Origin of the sequence: Solimicrobium silvestre, assembly GCF_002976435.1 — a bacterium.
Lineage (GTDB): Bacteria > Pseudomonadota > Gammaproteobacteria > Burkholderiales > Burkholderiaceae_D > Solimicrobium > Solimicrobium silvestre.
On sequence record NZ_PUGF01000007.1, the window covers coordinates 149981 to 166094 of the forward strand.

Consider the following 16114-nt stretch of genomic DNA (forward strand, 5'->3'; position numbering starts at 1 on the left):
CTGTTTAGTTCCAGTTATCTATCTTGACGTCATTAGGGCTGGGAGCACCTTTCCCGGTTTCCAACAGCGACTTCAGACTCATCAAAAAAATCGCCCACTTGGTACTGCAATGGTGCATGAATTCCACCGGTTCCTTCCAGCCCAAATGTTTGAAGAGGACGATGCAATACTCGCCGTCTTGTTTGAGTTCAAAACTTATCTTTGTACCTACCCACTCTGGGGGCCCGTTCACCACTTGCCACAACACGCCCTCGGCAGGATGAAGCTCAAGCACCTTCATTTCAAAGCTGCCGATTTCTGAACCGCCGGCGCTGAAGCGGAATTGGAGCATTCCGCCGACTTTGCTTTCCCCTTGCGTGTTGTCCGTCCACCAGGCGGCAAGCCCTTCGCGCGTGCCCAATGCTTTATAGACCTCATTCAGGGACGCTTTAATTCCGACTCTATGCAAGATATCCATCATGATTTCTCCTTACGGGTTACTCAAAACGACTATGTACGTTGTCACGAAAAAACCTCCTCGCGCCAAACATCGCTTAGAAAGCATTTTCTGATACTTAGTATATGCAAGCATTTACTTGCATGTCAAGCGAAAAAAATGCCGCCTGACATCCGCCGCAATAGATGGACCGCATTGCCCTTCCATGTACACCTTGCCACTTTTTTAACACTAGTGAAATCTACAATAAAATTGAAAGTGGCTAGAGTATCATTCAGAATAAGTAGAATCGTGGGAATATTCAAATTTGTCTTTGACACCAATGGATAAAAAATGACTGATGCAGATAACTTGATTGGTTTGCACATACGGCAGGCACAAATCACTGAAGCAGATGATTTAACCCGGTTGGCGATGGAATCGAAAGCGCACTGGAATTACACCGCGGAGCAGCTTGCATTATGGCGAAGCGAACTAACTGTGCCGCATGAAGTAATTGCTGCAGGAAGAGCCTACGTGGGTGAGATTGATCACACCCTTGCTGCCATGATGGTACTCAGTCCGGCCGCAATGACATGGAAACTGAATTACTTCTTTGTTGGACCTGCGTGGATGAATCGGGGGATAGGCAAAACCATGTTTCAGTTTGCAATTGAAATGGCACGGAAACAGGGTGCGAGAGCAGTGTCGATTGATGCCGATCCCAATGCAGAGCCGTTTTACCTGTTATGCGGCGCAATACGGTCACATACCATTAACGCGCCCATCGCAGAAGACAGCAACCGAATACGACCCCAGATGTTATTTGCGATACCAACAAAAAAGGCAGGCTTGCCAGATTAATTCTTATCTCGATTGCCCGCTCTTTCTGATTCAAGTTCAAAAATTGTGACTTTGCAATGAGTCAAAAACTAGACAGACGATACGGTAGCCCCCTCACATCATTGGTGCCTGCCCTTCAAACAGCGGCACCATCGAGCGGGTTCCATCATAGACTGCATCGAATAATTTTTTGATGCGCGGTACGTTTCGCAGTTCGGCGCGCGTGAGTAACCAGAGGTCACTGCGCCATTCTTTAGGTGGCGGCATCAACCTGCAAAGCGACGGTTCCAGATCGCCCATATAGCACGAAAGAACACCTAGCCCTGCGCCATCTTTGATTACGTTTAATACGTTAACGTAACTGCTGGTGCGTATCACCGTGGCATTATCCAAGCCTTGCGCCCGCAACCACTTTGATGAATCCAGATGAGCAAAGCTATCATCACCGGCAACCCAAGGAAATGCATTCATATTTTTAATACTGACGTTGCGCATTTTTTTCGAATAGTAAACTGTCGATTCGATTCGACACACTCGGCGACCAACCAATGGCTCAGGTGGACGGCCGCCCGCCCTAATCGCCACATCGGCCTCCCCTTTAATAAGGTCGAGCAGCGCGGACGACGTATTAATATGTAATTGCACTCCGGACGAGCGCTGGAAGGATGTGAGAATAGATGGCAAAATTTGATGCATTAACGTGTCAGTCGTAGTTACCCGAACCAACCCACCCGGCCATGCGTCACGGCTACTCAATCGACGCATAGCCGTTTGCACTTCCAAATCAAGATCGGCAATAACACGCATCAAATCGTCGCCCGCTTCAGTCAGTTTATAACCTGACCGTGTTTTGCTAAAAAGCTGCACGCCAATATCTCGCTCCAGTCTTTGCAATCGGCGAAACGCGGTTGCATGGCTGACTGACATAGATAGTGCGGCGGCGGTCAACGATCCACCACGCCCAACATGCAAAAAGAATCGAAGATCGTCCCAGGAAATATTTTCAATTGGTGTTTTCATAGCTCTCTTTATATAAAGAAATCCAATGCAGGACGGTTAAGGGTCGATTCTTACCTGCGTTTTTGAAATCTACTTTTGCATAAATGGTGGAACGAAATCTACTTGGATTATCTATACTAATGTGCACTGCCGTCAATAATCTTTCCTTCATTTTGATTGCAAAGTCGAAGAAGACAAGATGAATTTACATAATCAGCGCCAGGGTTCGTCGCTCAGGCAATTCCACTATTGAATATTTGGAGAAACTAATGAAACGGTGTCTATCCCTTATTACGCTAGCAATATGTACATTGACTGCGCCACATTTTGCGTCAGCACAATCTGCCCCTCTTCCTGCGGTTGTGAGTCAACTACCACCGCACGACGGCCAACATGATTTTGACTTTAATATCGGAACTTGGAAAGCAAATGTCAAACGTCTAAAGAATCCGCTTACAGGTTCGAGTACTTGGATCGAGTTGCAGGGCACAGTCACGGTTCGCAAAATATGGGGTGGGCGCGCTCAAATGGATGAGGTCGAGCTGGATGGACCGAATGGGCATTTTCAAATGATGACCCTGTTTCTCTATAGCCCCGGATCTCATCAATGGAGCGAACGTTTTGCCAACAGCGGTGATGGGGATCTGAGCGTGCCGATGATTGGAGAATTTAAAAGCGGTCGTGGAGAATTTTATAGTCATGAACAATACAAAGACAGGTACATTCTCGCCAGACAAATCTGGTCGGATATTACAGCCGATTCCCACCGGCTGGAACAGTCATTTTCTAGCGACGGCGGCGTGACATGGGAACCCAATTATGTCGCAACTTTGACGCGCTAAAAGCACTCGTGGCTGGTTGCTTTATGTGGCGGATTCAACCGGCTGAATGTTATTTTGCAGGTACAAACTCGTTCAAAAAAACGGGAATTTGTCGACCGGTAGAAATGAGATAGGCAACCATCGGACTTACGACTTTTCTTACCGCAGGTTTAGATGTCATCCTGATGCGCCATTGAATTAATTTCGGTGTTTCTTCTGTCATTTCGGCGCCCATTCTGGCGCCAAATAACTGCGCCATATAAAAGGCAATATCGGCGTAAGAGTACGTGCCACCGAGGAAATCGCCCTTACCTAAAGCATCTTCCATTTCACGGTAAAAACGAGCAGCACCAATTCGGGATGCAATCGCCACCGGATCATTAGGTGAATCTTGAAGCCCCATTAACCAAATAATATGCGGGAAGTACACTTCATCCGACTTGTGTTCAATTTGACGAGCGTGGGCGCGGGCAATAGGGTCGGCAGGCCACAGCGCCGGGCTTGGCTTCAAATCTTCTAAATATTCAAAGATTTGGGTGGAATCGAATATCTCCAAATCTCCATCAATTAAAATTGGCACTTGCTGCTTCGGATTTACTCTGACAACATCAAGATGCTTCGGGCTGTAGCCATCCTTGTTATTGAAGGGAACCATCACAAGCTCGAAATCTAACCCTTTTTCATAGGCAGCAATCTCCACTTTGGCCCCAAACATGCTCAATGGACCGGAATATAATCGCATTTTTGACATATAAGTCTTCATTGTAAGTTCTCCTCCACAAGCATATCGCCACGGGGCATCTCCCAGTGGCGACAATTCAAATTAAAGTTGCAGCAATGAAACCGCCACCGAAGTCATCGCTGTCACACCGGTTCGCAAAGTAAGTTCTGGAGTGGGTTCAAAATGACTGGTGTGAGGGCCGGGTAATGGCTTTCCTGCTTTTTGCGCAGCAGCGAATTTTGCCGGGTCCATTGCGCCCAGCCTGAACATGACAACGGGAATCTGACGATCAGGCAAACCGAAATTACCGAAATCTTCGCTGCCCATGATCGGAGGTTCAACAGAGACATTGCTTGCACCTAGTGCTATAGCCAATTCAGATTTCACCCGATTCGACAATGCGGGATCGTTAAAGAGTGCTGGGCCTGATTCCTCCTTGAGCACAGTGACAATAGGCTGGCGATCTTCAGGTACGCCGGCTGAAAGTGCTACACCCTGAGCTGTGCGCTTCACACCATCAATAATAATCTTCATTGCCTTATCACTATAGGCGCGCGTAGTGAGTTCCATTTTGACTTCATCGGGGATGATGTTGCGCTTGGTACCGCCACGGATATCGCCGATGGTTACAACGGCAGGGTCGAGCGGATCTTGCTGACGGCTGACGATGGTTTGCAACTGCACGATAAATTCACCAGCCATCACAACAGGATCGATAGTCGCATGCGGTCTGGCACCGTGCCCGCCTACTCCGCGCATGGTAACGTCGATAGATGTCACAGCAGCAGCGGTATTACCGCTGCTGACCGAAACCGTTCCGGCGGCCAGGGTGTTGGTGTCATGCAGCATGATGACCATATCGGGTGTACCAAACCGTTCATAGAGATGATCGGCCAGCATGGCTTTGGCCCCATCCAGAGTTTCTTCAGATGGTTGGCCAATCAGCATCAAGGTTCCGTGCCAGCTTGATCGATTGGCAGCCAGTGCCCGTGCCGTGCCTATCATTGTGGTGACATGCACGTCATGGCCGCAAGCATGCATAACGCCGACTTCCTGACCTGCTGCGTTCGTGCTTTTGACATGACTGGCGTAACTGACTCCGGTTTCTTCGATGATCGGCAAAGCATCCATGTCGGCCCGCAGTAGCAGACGCGGGCCGGGACCGTTTTCCAATATGGCTACCACACCAAATGCCTGGCTACCGTCAGGATATTTTCCTACCCGTTCAGTAACCTTGTAGCCAGCTTTGCGCAATTCGCTGGCCAGAATTTCAGAAGTTCTTTGTTCGTGATGCGACAGTTCGGGGTGGGAGTGGATGTCTTTATACGTGTTGACCAGTTCGGCAATGTCACTGTTGAGCTGGTGGTCCATAATTTGATTCAGTGGTGAAAATGCTTTGTCATCATCCCCATAGCTTGTAGATAGAGTGATAGTCAGAACAATTGCTACGGCGAGATTGATACCAGATTTCAAGTGGTGCATGGTAGCTCCTAAAAAAATGGGTGCGATTTTAATTTAAACAGGAAATCAAACTACTTCACCACTATGGCCGGATGTGCTGCCAACGAATGGCGTCTAAGAACCTTGCGCTGAACAAGGCGACTATCCGAATGGATTTACCCCTATCAGCCATACATGACCAAAATGAGCGAACAATACAAAAGCTATAAGCCCGATGCAGATTACCATCAAGTCTCGCCAAATTCCGATTACAGGATAAATTACGCCAGAAAGCCGATCTCGACGACGCGAAACAGCAAAATTCGTGATTGACCAGATCAGAAAAGCTCCAAATAAAATGGTATCTGCAAGAGTTCCATTCGCCAGCAAATGTGCTGCTGCCCACACTTTTACGGCTAAAAGCATGGGGTGTCCAATAATTGCTTTTATTCGATTTCCAGGTACATAGGTTGCGACAAGAAGGAGAAATGAAATTAGCATAAGACCGGCTGTAAGATGCCGTGTCCATGTTGGAGGCACCCATAAAATAATTGGTGTTGATCGCGCCAGTCCAAATCCCCAGATGATCAGCCCGAAACCAATAATCGAAACGACGGAGTAGATTCCTTTCCATGGCATTGCACCAATACGCTCAATTTGCCTAGCGCGCCAACCATCAGCGAATAACCGGATTGAGTGAACTCCGAAAAAAAGAAATAATCCTGAAACTAGAATTAACATGATTTAGTCCTTAAAATTCTGAATAAAGAACGAACATTGAGTAAATTACTGTCTAGATAAAATATTGATTTTTCAATCGCTTGAAATTATTGGCGTGCCGAAAATGCCTGTCACCCACAACCGCGAACGGCTCCTAATCAACGGGTTACTGCCAGATGGATTATTACTGCTATGAGTACTGAGTGCCGAGACTGTGTAAAAACAAAAAATTTCCAACTTTTTCTGAAAAATCATGGGTAGGGAGATCATTCCCTGCGTCGAAAAAATTGAATAGAGCGTGTTTTAAGAGGCCGATTTTTTCGAGTGTAAATTAATTTTGAGTTTTTACACAGTCTCTGCCCATAGTTGACATAGACTGCTCTACACTGCGGTCAGTCAAACTCAACTTTCCTAGCTCAAAGACTATTGTCTCTGCCTGAAAGCCAAGCGGAATAATTCAGCTTTGCCCGCTCCAAATTGGATTGCATCGAATAAAACAAATCTGCGCCGCCGTCATATGGGGAATATGCGGTTCCGAGTTTAGTGTTTGCGAACATGACTGGGCCGGTCAAATCATTGGCTTTGGCCAGAATTAAATCGTCGAATCTGGCCCTCTGCCACCTGACTGGGACTGAAAAAAATTGCCATTCATCATCGTCATACTCATAGGTCATTGCATATACTGGCAGTATCCCATTTAAGGGAGTATCAAGGTCATCTTGCCAAATTTTGTCTGAGCCAAATTGACCAAGGAACAAAATACAGTCGCTGTCTTCCCCGAGAATATCGGAGGCAACTGTATTGTGACGCCGAAGCAATTCCAGTCGTTCAGACTCAGATTCAGCATAACGTTTTGATTCAGGGAGGCTATGAATACGAAGCCAACGATCGGCATATGCATCACGGCACAAGAATCCCGCTGGTGCGGCATTCGGAAAATTCTTACTCCATTCGGCAGACGCTTTTGTTTGTTTCAATTGGTAATCACTTTATGATAGGTCGTTGAGCCAGATGACGGCAAGGTGCGGCAAGAAGTCCTTTTAGTTCAAAACTTTACTATTCACTATTTATTCAATTATCTTCCCACTTAAAGGAAATAAGCCTGAAATAATATCTTGGTTAGAAAGTGTTGATCCCACCCATACAATTGCTTTTGAAGCTCCAGCACCCAACGCCAATTCTCGCATGACGCGAAATTCAATTTGAGTAAATCCACCTTCTGGATCAACTAAGGGATGAATAATAATTATTGGATTTGGTGCAAAGAAGTTCTTTATCTCCAATTTTTTGATGAATGATTTGATTAGATACTCAGCACAAGTAAAATCTGAAAAAAGTGATCTCGGATGTGTAAATGGATTTATAACTTCAGTGTCCGGTTGACCTCTTAGTTGATAAGCATCCTCACCTATTGAAACTACCATTTTATTCACAGGCAACTTTTTATTTATTGCGATCCATGGCGTTTCAGAAATAAATTTTCCTGATTCGGGGCTAGTTACTGTAAGTTTTTGCGCCGAAATCTGAACATAAACTGTTTGTTTAAAAAAATTGGCCATAACGAACTGATTATCCTTATTATTTGACCGTCGGATCCGTGCCGAAATTTAGTCGTTACTCGTCAGAACTATTCTGAAACCCCTTAAGGCGCTCTTTGAACTGTATTGAATCCATTTTCATTGTTCCGGATTGGTTCCCCATCCATCGAATTCGCAGTCATGCTCGAATCCCAATTCGCACATATCCTTAGTCCATTCCAGCACAGAGCTGTCATTCATAGGGAATTTAGCTGTCCAACCGGTAATGATTTGAATATTTTTGTCCGACGCAGAAGGTCCATGATTAACTTGATAGCTTCTGTTAAGTAACGCAGTTGCGAGCGCGTCGGCCTTTGCAGAAGTATTTGTATAAAAAAAGAACTCCAACTTAAGCTCCTTCTCAGGAGTAACGTTGTATTTGCGAAGTTGCATAAGTGTTTGCGGTGTCATCGTCAGTTGACGATTGGTAATTTCCACAAACGATTCTCTAGGAACGAATTTTTTTGGTTCATTTGAGAAGAATTTAAATATTCCCATTGATGTCCTTAAGTATTTTGGAGAAGAGATTCGATAGGCATGAACAACTTCAACTCATATTCTGTGCACGGAGCGGGAGTTCGAAGTTCTTGTATTGTTCTACTTCTGAAATTTCATTCGTGAAAGACCTGATAAATATGTCGTAACTCGAATGAAACAACATCGTCGCTTTTTAACTGATGCGCATCGCTGTGTAACAGGTTGTTGTCGACAGTACCCTGCAGTCTATCACCTTTTACATCTGTCACTTTGACCCAAAACCGCTCTATATCATCAGCGCAAATCTTGACAAGTGATCCCACGCGCACTTCCGAGAGTTCGTCCGACGACGGCGCCTCGAATGTAGCTGGATACATCTTGTGCATCTGTTGTGCGTCACTAAAAATTGCCATAGTCCGAAGATTCCTAGCAGGTCTATTAGTCTATTATCGTTGTCGGAAAATTGGTGTCTCCCGCCACCGTCTGGAATGTGCCGACACCGAGCGGATGCCGACATACGGCACTGTCTCCTGTCCTGCGCATTGCAGGCATACGCAGCTGGCAAACAATAAATTAAAAAAATCAAAATAGCAATTTTTCTGTTCTATGGCAGCACAACCCAGATTGCAGTCGTTGAGGTGCTTCAGTGATTGCCAGGACGGTGCCCTGAAGAGACAGTCGAAGATCTACATCACTATCATTGAACCCATTCAATTATTCATTTTTTATTTTGGAGCTTTTCAACAAAATCTTCTGTAAACGGCCGGTCAAAGTCCTACAAACCAGTTATTCATTCTGTTCATGGGGGGTAAATGCGGCAGATTAAACCGTTCTGTGGGCGCCAATCATGTAAAACTAGTTGCGTTCCGCCTTATACATCCTATTGAATTAATCTTCGTAAGAATATCTAAACTCACCTTCTGGAAGCATTAATTTCGGAATTAATTTTCCAGCCTCCACAATTACGACGTCAACAGGCATTGCATCCAAAGGATCGTTTAAACGGTATGCATAAATTAGTCTACGACCAATAACGGGTAATAAAGCATATGGAATATCATGCGGCGTAAGAGCTGCAAGTGAGCCCATCCAAATCGGGCGTTTAGTTACGTCATCGACTGCATAAATAGGATGAATTACCTGCATATCATATGCGTCAGAGAGCGTTGCTTTACCCCCAAATCTTAAATACATATTTTGCGGTGAAATTAAAACTGAAGGTTTTTCAATCGTCAGGTTTTTCAAAACAGCATTATAAACGTCGAATTGAAATTGGTTATCAAAATGTTGATACATCTTTGTTTGATCAATAGTTAAGGGATTAATGCCAGTCATTCTTATCAATTGCGCGGCCATCATCGATTTATCATTTTCTTCGACCGATTTTGGAAACTTACTGGCGTGTCCATAGCCGACATAAATAAATATTTTTGCTTTGGGGTTTTGTTTGAAAACACGGTCAACCAAATTTGCAGCCTCACCCGTTTCACGATTTTTAAAATTTTTTTCTCCCGATAATTTAGGGTCGGGCCAGTGATCATAGCTGACAAATTTCCAACCTGATTTCACGGCGTCATTCAGAAAACTCGCATACATTGTTTCAGAACTATAATAGCCAGTATCTTTAACGACATATCCATTGGCTAATGGGAATGGAGTTGATGAATCAAATGTTTCACAGGCAAGATATTCGTAGCCAATTTTTTTTAATTCCCGTGCCAACAACATTGCAAAAACCCGATGAACTGGAACGTGATGCGCTTCATTTAATATGACCACCTGTCTGGTTTTGGCTTCCCTAGTAATCGCACTAATAGCATCTTCAATTTTTGCGGCATTAATGTCGATAAGTACATCGCTTGTATCTCTTGGTTGGCTTTTGGAATTTAATTCTCTAGATTTACTGAGCCTATCAAAATTTTTTACTGCACCGACACTATCGCCCGCAAATGATTGCATGGTTGCAAGATGATCTAATGCCGCGTCAGTATGCCAAAATTTTTCGGTTGAATCATTTATGTCGGCATTTTCTTGCTTAGTTAGATTGTTCTCAGCTTCTTTTAAATCCTTTAGCCTTGTTATTTCTGGAAGTTGTTTCTCAAGTATTGGCGGAACAGTTACGGCCGCGAAAATCGGAGAAAATGCGAGATGCGTTAAAAGTAAAAAAATTGCAAACTGAGTAGCTGGCTGACTCGTATTTTTATTTTTCACGTTGAAATTTCCTGATTGGTTTTAAGATTTTCAGAATTTGTCGATGCACTGACTGCTTAGTGCCGAGACTGTGTAAAAACAAAAAATTTCCAACTTTTTCTGAAAAATCATGGGTAGGGAGATCATTCCCTGCGTCGAAAAAATTGAATAGAGCGTGTTTTAAGAGGCCGATTTTTTCGAGTGTAAATTAATTTTGAGTTTTTACACAGTCTCTGCCAGGTGCAGTCACCCTAAAACCGGAACGACTCCTTACCTAACATTCCAGCCCTTCATCAAGCGAACACGGTAATTTAAAAATTAATAAATAGCAACTTTATTATCTCTAAATTCCACATTACCCACAACTCTCTATCTGCAAATTAATATTGATACCTACCTATGTATTTAAATCAAGGGTGACATATTTGGAATGCGAATCACGGGCTTTTTTTCAAATGCCAAAGGGGTTTTTTTTGATGCAAATATGCATCTGTTGCCATAGCCGCTGGGGTTTCAACCCAGCGTTTAAAAATAGCATTTGAGCTAAAAATATTCTGAGTGCTGAGTTGTCAATAAATCTTCATACTGACTCACTGCTTTCAAATTGGTGAATTCCGGGGCAATTTGACGACCAATATCCCAACATTGCCACGCGTGCGCAGTGTCAAATCGCATATAGAACAAATCACCCAAGTCCTTGTAGACACCAGCGATATAGGGATTAGTTTGAAGGACCTCTGCAAACAGCGCTTTGGCTGCATCTGAGTCGCCGAGTTTCAAGCGGTCATTGGCTTCAAATATCTTAAGTATATAGGCTTTATTGGGTGCATTTAAGCGAAGATTCACAAGAGTAGTAATCGCATCGGGCATCGCTTCCTTCGTACTCGCTCCGAGAGCGTGCGTTAAATTTTGAACTGAAGAGTCCAAACGTATTTTTGCCAATTGATCTGGTGTAAATGGAGGTATCTGTTGCCCGGTCGTTAAACTAAATTCAAATACCGCGAGCATTGCGTCCAACAATTTCCCGTCTCGAATATCGCTGGCCTGCTGAGTCAGAATGCCATTTTTTGCGTGCTCCAACTTCGCAGCGGTTATGCCTCTATCTTGGCCGAGGATTTGATCCAATTTATCAGACGACTTGGCAGCCTGTCTCCTTGAAAAGGCACTCAGATCATAGGCAACATCATCAATTTGATGAGCCGAATTAACTACAATGGTGCATGTAGTAGTTCCCCAAAATTCATTGAATGTTAAAACTATTTTGTTTGGAATCACACCAGACGCAGCGAGTCTCTTTAAAATTTGCGGGTGTCCGCCAAGTTTGTATCGAAGAAAATTTACAAATCGGGAGGAATCCTCAGCACTAACTTTAACGCCAGCTTTACTCCACCGTGCCAGCTCTCGACCTTCTATCGAAAACTCTAAATCATCACCAACATCTTTTTCTTCAACATGCCTCTGTGTCTGTGATTGCACTGCAAACAAATGTTCGTTATCAATTGTGCGGTGCGTATCAACATCGATTTTCGCCGCAGCTAACCTCTTATTGAGGTTTTCACGATTTTGAAATTCTAAATCCCGAAAACCGACAGTGTCGTAAATCGAATAATCCATGTAAGTCTTGGTGGCATCGTCAAGAGTAAACCGCCTGCGAGTTTTAAAATCAAATATCTTGATTTCATTGGCTGATCTCATGGACATGTATCCACTATCCAGCGTGACGTCCAATGATTCTTGGGTATCAGCTGGAGTTTTAGAGTCTGGTTTGTTTTTTATGTTCTGCGTTTTAATAGTGGCATTTAGATTAACTGCAGCAATTGTGTTTTGACAAATTAGGCAACTGACGGCGCACAAAACGCCAACAAGCAAATTGGGTTTGAAAGAAAATAATTTCATTTAATGATGAACCTTAAGTAGTTGGTGTTAGAAGTCTCAATGAAAATTTAATTACATAACAAATGGGGCTTGCACGTAAAAATAACGGCTACCATAAGCCTTCTTTTCAGGATCCACTCGATGAAAGGGCTGGGTATCACTTCGCTACGCAGGCCGCAGTTGTGTTCCCGCGCCGCGAGTGACGTGCAGCATGCGACTTGGCGCAATGACCTTTACCGTGTGCCAAATACCTCGGGGAACAACTACCGCACCGCTGCCGTTCAAGGTCACTTTGCGCAGTCCATCTTGTTGTTCAAGATGGACTTCCACCGAACCAGACAGCAGGTATACAAATTCATCGGCATTAGGGTGCATCTCCCAAGTCGGCCAATCAACTGAAAACTCGAATTCGGAAACGAGCCAGCCACTACCGTAGCGCTCCATTTCGGCTTCAGGCATATTCCAAAATTCTTCGCCACCCGGGAGCTGGGTTGCGGCGCCGTTTTCCGCGAGGTGCACGTAGGTAAGTTGCGGATTCAGTGACATAAGAGTACCTCTTGAGATAAGCCACAAATGTTCATATTTAAATGATTTCTAATCGCGAATATAACTGTTAGTCGTTACAACATTATATTTTTGACGAAGTTATAGAATTATTTGACAGTTGTAAATGCCCTATTTAGGGCATTTACAACTGATGGTTTGATTTAGGTGCTAGTTGTCTCGCTCTTTTCGGAATTTGATCGCAAATCGAGAGCGCAGCGAAAGCTTCATTGAGTGGAGAAATCCGCCAGGAATGAAAACGAGTACGACCGCCGTCGTTCATTTCAACTCGGTAAATTGATGACGGTAGGTGCGACTTAGCGTAAGGCGCGTGCCGTCCTGCATGACCACAACAAGATCTCCACCAGTCCACGGATGTAGTTCCTGCACAAAATCAAGATTGACGATGCTCGAACGATGAATCCGCTTGAAGCACAGCGGATCAAGTCGGGCGAGGATTCCCGACATGGTTTGCCGGATTAAATGGCTTGTTCCGTCCAACTGTATTCGCACATAATTTTCTTCGGCGACTATCCATCGAATATGCTTGGTCTGCAACACCACCCAGCGTTCACCGCTTTTAACCAAAAAACGATCGGTCCTTGACCGTACCGTGTCCATGGTCTCCATCAATGATTTGAAACCGCCCTGATCGCGGCACAGTGCCTGAGGATGCTCCCGTACCCATTTCAAAGCCTGACTAAATCGTTCGCGGTCAAACGGTTTAAGCAGATAATCCATGGCATGGAACTCGAAAGCCCTGAGGGCATGCGCATCATATGCAGTTACAAACAGCGTTGGTGGCATGCGCTCAACGCCGATTGCTTCTATGACCCCAAAGCCATCAAGCTCCGGCATCTGAATATCCAGAAATACCAGATCCGGGTGGAGCGATTCGATCTGTGTCAGTGCCTCCAGCCCGTTGCCGGCTTCGCCCGCCACGTTAAAACCAGGTTCATCGGCAATCATTTGCCGGATGCGCTGGCGAGCCAGAGGTTCGTCGTCGACGATCAGTGCATTAATTGTCACGTTGATGTGCTCCGTCGTTGTGCTTCGTCGTTGTGCTTCGTTACGTTGACAGTGTGGATATTGTCGGTTGCATCCGATTTAGCTGTGCTGAGTTAGCCAGGCTGTGTTCGCCACGGAATACGCACCGTCACTTGCGCACCTCCACCGGGGAGATTTGTCATATCGAATGCGTGGCGATTTTGGTACATCAATTGCAACCGCGTAGCGGTATTTCGAGTGCCGATTCCACGTTTGGAATTGCCGTTAATACCGCACCCATTGTCAATGACATCCAAAATCAGCCATTCATCGTCATGATGGGCACGTATCGTTATGGTGGCCGAACGTGCAAGGTTAGCCACTCCATGTTTAACAGCGTTTTCTACCAGCGGCTGCAACAGAAAGGCCGGCACCAGTGCGTCCATGCAATCGAATGGCACGTCTCTTTGTATAGTCAATCGATCCTGAAATCTGATCGCTTCAATACTTAAATAGGTATCTGTAAATGCCATTTCTTGGCGCAGACTGATTTCATTGGCTGATCCTGAATCAAGGGTCATGCGCAGCAAGTCCGCCAGGCGCGTCAACATTTTATCCGCAGCCTCCTGATCACTGTGAATCAGAGCTGCAATGGAATTCAGCGTGTTGAACAGAAAATGCGGCTGGAGCTGCATTTGCAGCGCCCGATTTTGCGCGATAGCTAAACGGCTTTGAAGTTGCGCAGCCTCCAGTTCCTGTTTTCGGGAAAGCCCAAGAATGCGGGCTCCGTGATATGCGCCAAGGACGGCCCACATTAACAGCAGATTGATATGGAAATACATCGAAAAAAAACCGTAATAGTTACTTAACGGATCCGCCAGCACCTTTTGTTGCATTTCCGGCGGCGAAAACACGATGACCAACAGCCAGACAAACCAAAGCGACACCATAGAAATGACAACGCTGCCTGTTAAATGAATGACCCAATTGCGACAATTAGTCCAATTCAGACGCGCCAGCGGCCAGCGTCGCGCCATTGCCAGCACCACCAGACCTGCGCATCCCCATATCAGGTTCTGCAACAGGTTCATCGGGATCAATACATCAAAGAAATGTTCCTTGGCGTGGCGCATAAAATCCATGGTCGCCATATAGACCGAGAACAGCGCCCAAATTCCCCAATAGAATAGCCAGAAACGCAGACGGGAATTCATAGCTTGCGCCTGAATACGATAACAATATTGAAATCAAATTTACCCATGGCACGGACTATTCGTTTTGTTATTAACGGAGTTTTGCTGAATATTGTTAGTTTCCTGCAACGTCGAAATCACTATATCAGAAAACTATTGGCCTTCAAGAACTCATGTGCCCAAGCGATACGCACTGGGACAAACCGTTAAAAAAAAGGCGTGAATGACAAAGCCAGTTCGACCGGCGCCTGTCTAGATGCCAAGTTAGCCTATTGTCCACGTTGATCAGGCAACTCAGATTAATAAACAATTTAACGCTATTCGATTTTGCTTTTACCACCGCTTTTTTGCAGTTGATCATCGCAATTTGACGGCTCATCTCAAATCGATAGTGGACGATTTCAATTTTCTTTACGCTTCATCTACCGCCCCTCCATATCTGACTTTTGATTGCAAGCAACTCTGGAGAGTGGTTGGACCAATAATTCGTTGTCATCGGTCCTTTTGCCTGTCAATTTTTCTGGAGAACATGATGAAAAAATTAGTCTTGCTAGCGCTTGCCAGTGCAGCAACTTTTGTTTTGCCTGCTGTGGTCATGGCGCAAGAAGTGAAACCGCCGGAAGTCAATATTTCTGGCGTTCATCTAAACCACGAGGAGAACCAGATTGTCCAATACATGAGCGATGACGAATTCTATAAGTTCAAACAGACTTATGAACTGTCAAACGGCAATACACTTTCGCTATTCAGCCGGTTCAACAACAAATACGCAAAACTCGGAGACGGTACCTGGCACCGCATCGTCGCTACCGGCCCTAATTCGTTTGTGTCAAAAGACCATCAGTTGAAGATGGAAATCAATCTCCAGAATGACGATAAGGTCAGCGGTTATTTATTGATGCCTGCCGCATCTCCAGCGGTTGCGGGTAACGATGTAACCAGTGTCGCCTACGTGAAGGTAGTATTTCGCTGAATGTGCCGCATCAAACCGATGTGGAAGAAAGGTGGGTAGGGCACTATCCACCTTGTTTTTATAAGGCGTTACCTGGATTTCGACAATTTTTGAACAAGAGGTAGGTTGAATATTTTGCTGTTTACGGATCGTTTGAGAGAGCATTCGATATTGAATAGCCTTCACAGATTTTAGCAGTTGCTTAATTGATCCTGAATATCTTGAGCAAGACCTTATAAATCCACCACGTTGCGTCCTCAGACAACTGAGCGTTTTCCGTGTTAACTTCCGGACTCCCGTCTGCGCGAGAGTGATGATTACTGAGGAGTGCAATTAATCAGGTAATTGATTCAAATACCGA

General features: G+C 45.0%; 17 protein-coding genes. 3 read left to right on the forward strand and 14 right to left on the reverse strand.

The genetic code is table 11. The annotated features are described in order from the left end of the window. Positions 1-4: 4 nt before the first annotated feature. Entirely contained in the window at positions 5-460 is a 456-nt protein-coding gene (locus S2091_RS09335; RefSeq protein ID WP_105531536.1) for an SRPBCC family protein, read from the reverse strand. Positions 461-769: 309 nt separating this feature from the next. Here S2091_RS09335 and S2091_RS09340 point away from each other — a divergent pair, with 309 nt between their 5' ends. Beyond that, a complete protein-coding gene (locus S2091_RS09340; protein ID WP_105531537.1) occupies positions 770-1279 on the forward strand; it encodes a GNAT family N-acetyltransferase in 510 nt (169 codons plus the stop codon). Between the two features lie 93 nt (positions 1280-1372). Here S2091_RS09340 and S2091_RS09345 read toward each other — a convergent pair whose 3' ends face one another. Further along, positions 1373-2278, reverse strand: coding sequence for a LysR family transcriptional regulator (locus S2091_RS09345; protein ID WP_105531538.1), 906 nt, complete (start codon positions 2276-2278; stop codon positions 1373-1375). 248 nt (positions 2279-2526) lie between these two features. Between S2091_RS09345 and S2091_RS09350 the strand changes: the two genes are divergently transcribed. Continuing rightward, positions 2527-3099, forward strand: coding sequence for a hypothetical protein (locus tag S2091_RS09350; protein WP_207769665.1), 573 nt, complete (start codon positions 2527-2529; stop codon positions 3097-3099). 49 nt (positions 3100-3148) lie between these two features. Here the strand turns inward: S2091_RS09350 and S2091_RS09355 are convergent, their stop codons facing one another. From S2091_RS09355 to S2091_RS09410, 12 genes are all read right to left on the reverse strand, one after another. Beyond that, positions 3149-3841 (reverse strand): glutathione S-transferase family protein, encoded by a 693-nt coding sequence (locus S2091_RS09355; RefSeq protein WP_423828234.1) that lies wholly within the window; start codon positions 3839-3841, stop codon positions 3149-3151. Between the two features lie 60 nt (positions 3842-3901). Further along, on the reverse strand, positions 3902-5281 hold the full coding sequence (locus tag S2091_RS09360) for an amidohydrolase (protein ID WP_207769666.1): 1380 nt from the start codon (positions 5279-5281) through the stop codon (positions 3902-3904). A gap of 120 nt (positions 5282-5401) precedes the next feature. Then, positions 5402-5980, reverse strand: coding sequence for an NnrU family protein (locus S2091_RS09365; RefSeq protein ID WP_105531539.1), 579 nt, complete (start codon positions 5978-5980; stop codon positions 5402-5404). A gap of 395 nt (positions 5981-6375) precedes the next feature. After that, the gene (locus S2091_RS09370) at positions 6376-6936 is read right to left on the reverse strand and encodes a DUF3885 domain-containing protein (protein WP_105531540.1); all 561 of its coding nucleotides are present in this window, start codon (positions 6934-6936) and stop codon (positions 6376-6378) included. A gap of 90 nt (positions 6937-7026) precedes the next feature. Further along, the gene (locus S2091_RS09375; protein WP_105531541.1) at positions 7027-7518 is read right to left on the reverse strand and encodes a rod shape-determining protein; all 492 of its coding nucleotides are present in this window, start codon (positions 7516-7518) and stop codon (positions 7027-7029) included. Between the two features lie 117 nt (positions 7519-7635). Beyond that, entirely contained in the window at positions 7636-8034 is a 399-nt protein-coding gene (locus S2091_RS09380) for a ribonuclease E inhibitor RraB (protein ID WP_105531542.1), read from the reverse strand. Between the two features lie 113 nt (positions 8035-8147). Next, positions 8148-8426 carry a hypothetical protein gene (locus S2091_RS09385; RefSeq protein ID WP_105531543.1) on the reverse strand — a complete coding sequence of 93 codons (279 nt, stop codon included), beginning with the start codon at positions 8424-8426 and terminating at the stop codon, positions 8148-8150. A gap of 475 nt (positions 8427-8901) precedes the next feature. Beyond that, positions 8902-10224 (reverse strand): hypothetical protein, encoded by a 1323-nt coding sequence (locus S2091_RS09390; RefSeq protein WP_105531544.1) that lies wholly within the window; start codon positions 10222-10224, stop codon positions 8902-8904. A gap of 522 nt (positions 10225-10746) precedes the next feature. Continuing rightward, on the reverse strand, positions 10747-12099 hold the full coding sequence (locus S2091_RS09395; protein WP_105531545.1) for a tetratricopeptide repeat protein: 1353 nt from the start codon (positions 12097-12099) through the stop codon (positions 10747-10749). A 144-nt stretch (positions 12100-12243) separates the two neighbouring features. Next, the gene (locus S2091_RS09400; protein WP_105531546.1) at positions 12244-12624 is read right to left on the reverse strand and encodes a cupin domain-containing protein; all 381 of its coding nucleotides are present in this window, start codon (positions 12622-12624) and stop codon (positions 12244-12246) included. Positions 12625-12900: 276 nt separating this feature from the next. Next, positions 12901-13650 (reverse strand): LytR/AlgR family response regulator transcription factor, encoded by a 750-nt coding sequence (locus S2091_RS09405; protein WP_105531547.1) that lies wholly within the window; start codon positions 13648-13650, stop codon positions 12901-12903. Between the two features lie 92 nt (positions 13651-13742). After that, on the reverse strand, positions 13743-14822 hold the full coding sequence (locus S2091_RS09410; protein ID WP_105531548.1) for a sensor histidine kinase: 1080 nt from the start codon (positions 14820-14822) through the stop codon (positions 13743-13745). Positions 14823-15330: 508 nt separating this feature from the next. Here S2091_RS09410 and S2091_RS09415 point away from each other — a divergent pair. Continuing rightward, positions 15331-15774 carry a hypothetical protein gene (locus S2091_RS09415; RefSeq protein WP_133166888.1) on the forward strand — a complete coding sequence of 148 codons (444 nt, stop codon included), beginning with the start codon at positions 15331-15333 and terminating at the stop codon, positions 15772-15774. The last annotated feature ends 340 nt before the right edge of the window (positions 15775-16114 follow it).

Coding starts and splice junctions, on each gene's coding strand:
- S2091_RS09335 (WP_105531536.1), bottom strand. CDS start 460: ATGATGGATATCTTGCATAGAGTCGGAATTAAAGCGTCCCTGAATGAG.
- S2091_RS09340 (WP_105531537.1), top strand. CDS start 770: ATGACTGATGCAGATAACTTGATTGGTTTGCACATACGGCAGGCACAA.
- S2091_RS09345 (WP_105531538.1), bottom strand. CDS start 2,278: ATGAAAACACCAATTGAAAATATTTCCTGGGACGATCTTCGATTCTTT.
- S2091_RS09350 (WP_207769665.1), top strand. CDS start 2,527: ATGAAACGGTGTCTATCCCTTATTACGCTAGCAATATGTACATTGACT.
- S2091_RS09355 (WP_423828234.1), bottom strand. CDS start 3,841: ATGAAGACTTATATGTCAAAAATGCGATTATATTCCGGTCCATTGAGC.
- S2091_RS09360 (WP_207769666.1), bottom strand. CDS start 5,281: ATGCACCACTTGAAATCTGGTATCAATCTCGCCGTAGCAATTGTTCTG.
- S2091_RS09365 (WP_105531539.1), bottom strand. CDS start 5,980: ATGTTAATTCTAGTTTCAGGATTATTTCTTTTTTTCGGAGTTCACTCA.
- S2091_RS09375 (WP_105531541.1), bottom strand. CDS start 7,518: ATGGCCAATTTTTTTAAACAAACAGTTTATGTTCAGATTTCGGCGCAA.
- S2091_RS09380 (WP_105531542.1), bottom strand. CDS start 8,034: ATGGGAATATTTAAATTCTTCTCAAATGAACCAAAAAAATTCGTTCCT.
- S2091_RS09385 (WP_105531543.1), bottom strand. CDS start 8,426: ATGGCAATTTTTAGTGACGCACAACAGATGCACAAGATGTATCCAGCT.
- S2091_RS09395 (WP_105531545.1), bottom strand. CDS start 12,099: ATGAAATTATTTTCTTTCAAACCCAATTTGCTTGTTGGCGTTTTGTGC.
- S2091_RS09400 (WP_105531546.1), bottom strand. CDS start 12,624: ATGTCACTGAATCCGCAACTTACCTACGTGCACCTCGCGGAAAACGGC.
- S2091_RS09410 (WP_105531548.1), bottom strand. CDS start 14,822: ATGAATTCCCGTCTGCGTTTCTGGCTATTCTATTGGGGAATTTGGGCG.
- S2091_RS09415 (WP_133166888.1), top strand. CDS start 15,331: ATGATGAAAAAATTAGTCTTGCTAGCGCTTGCCAGTGCAGCAACTTTT.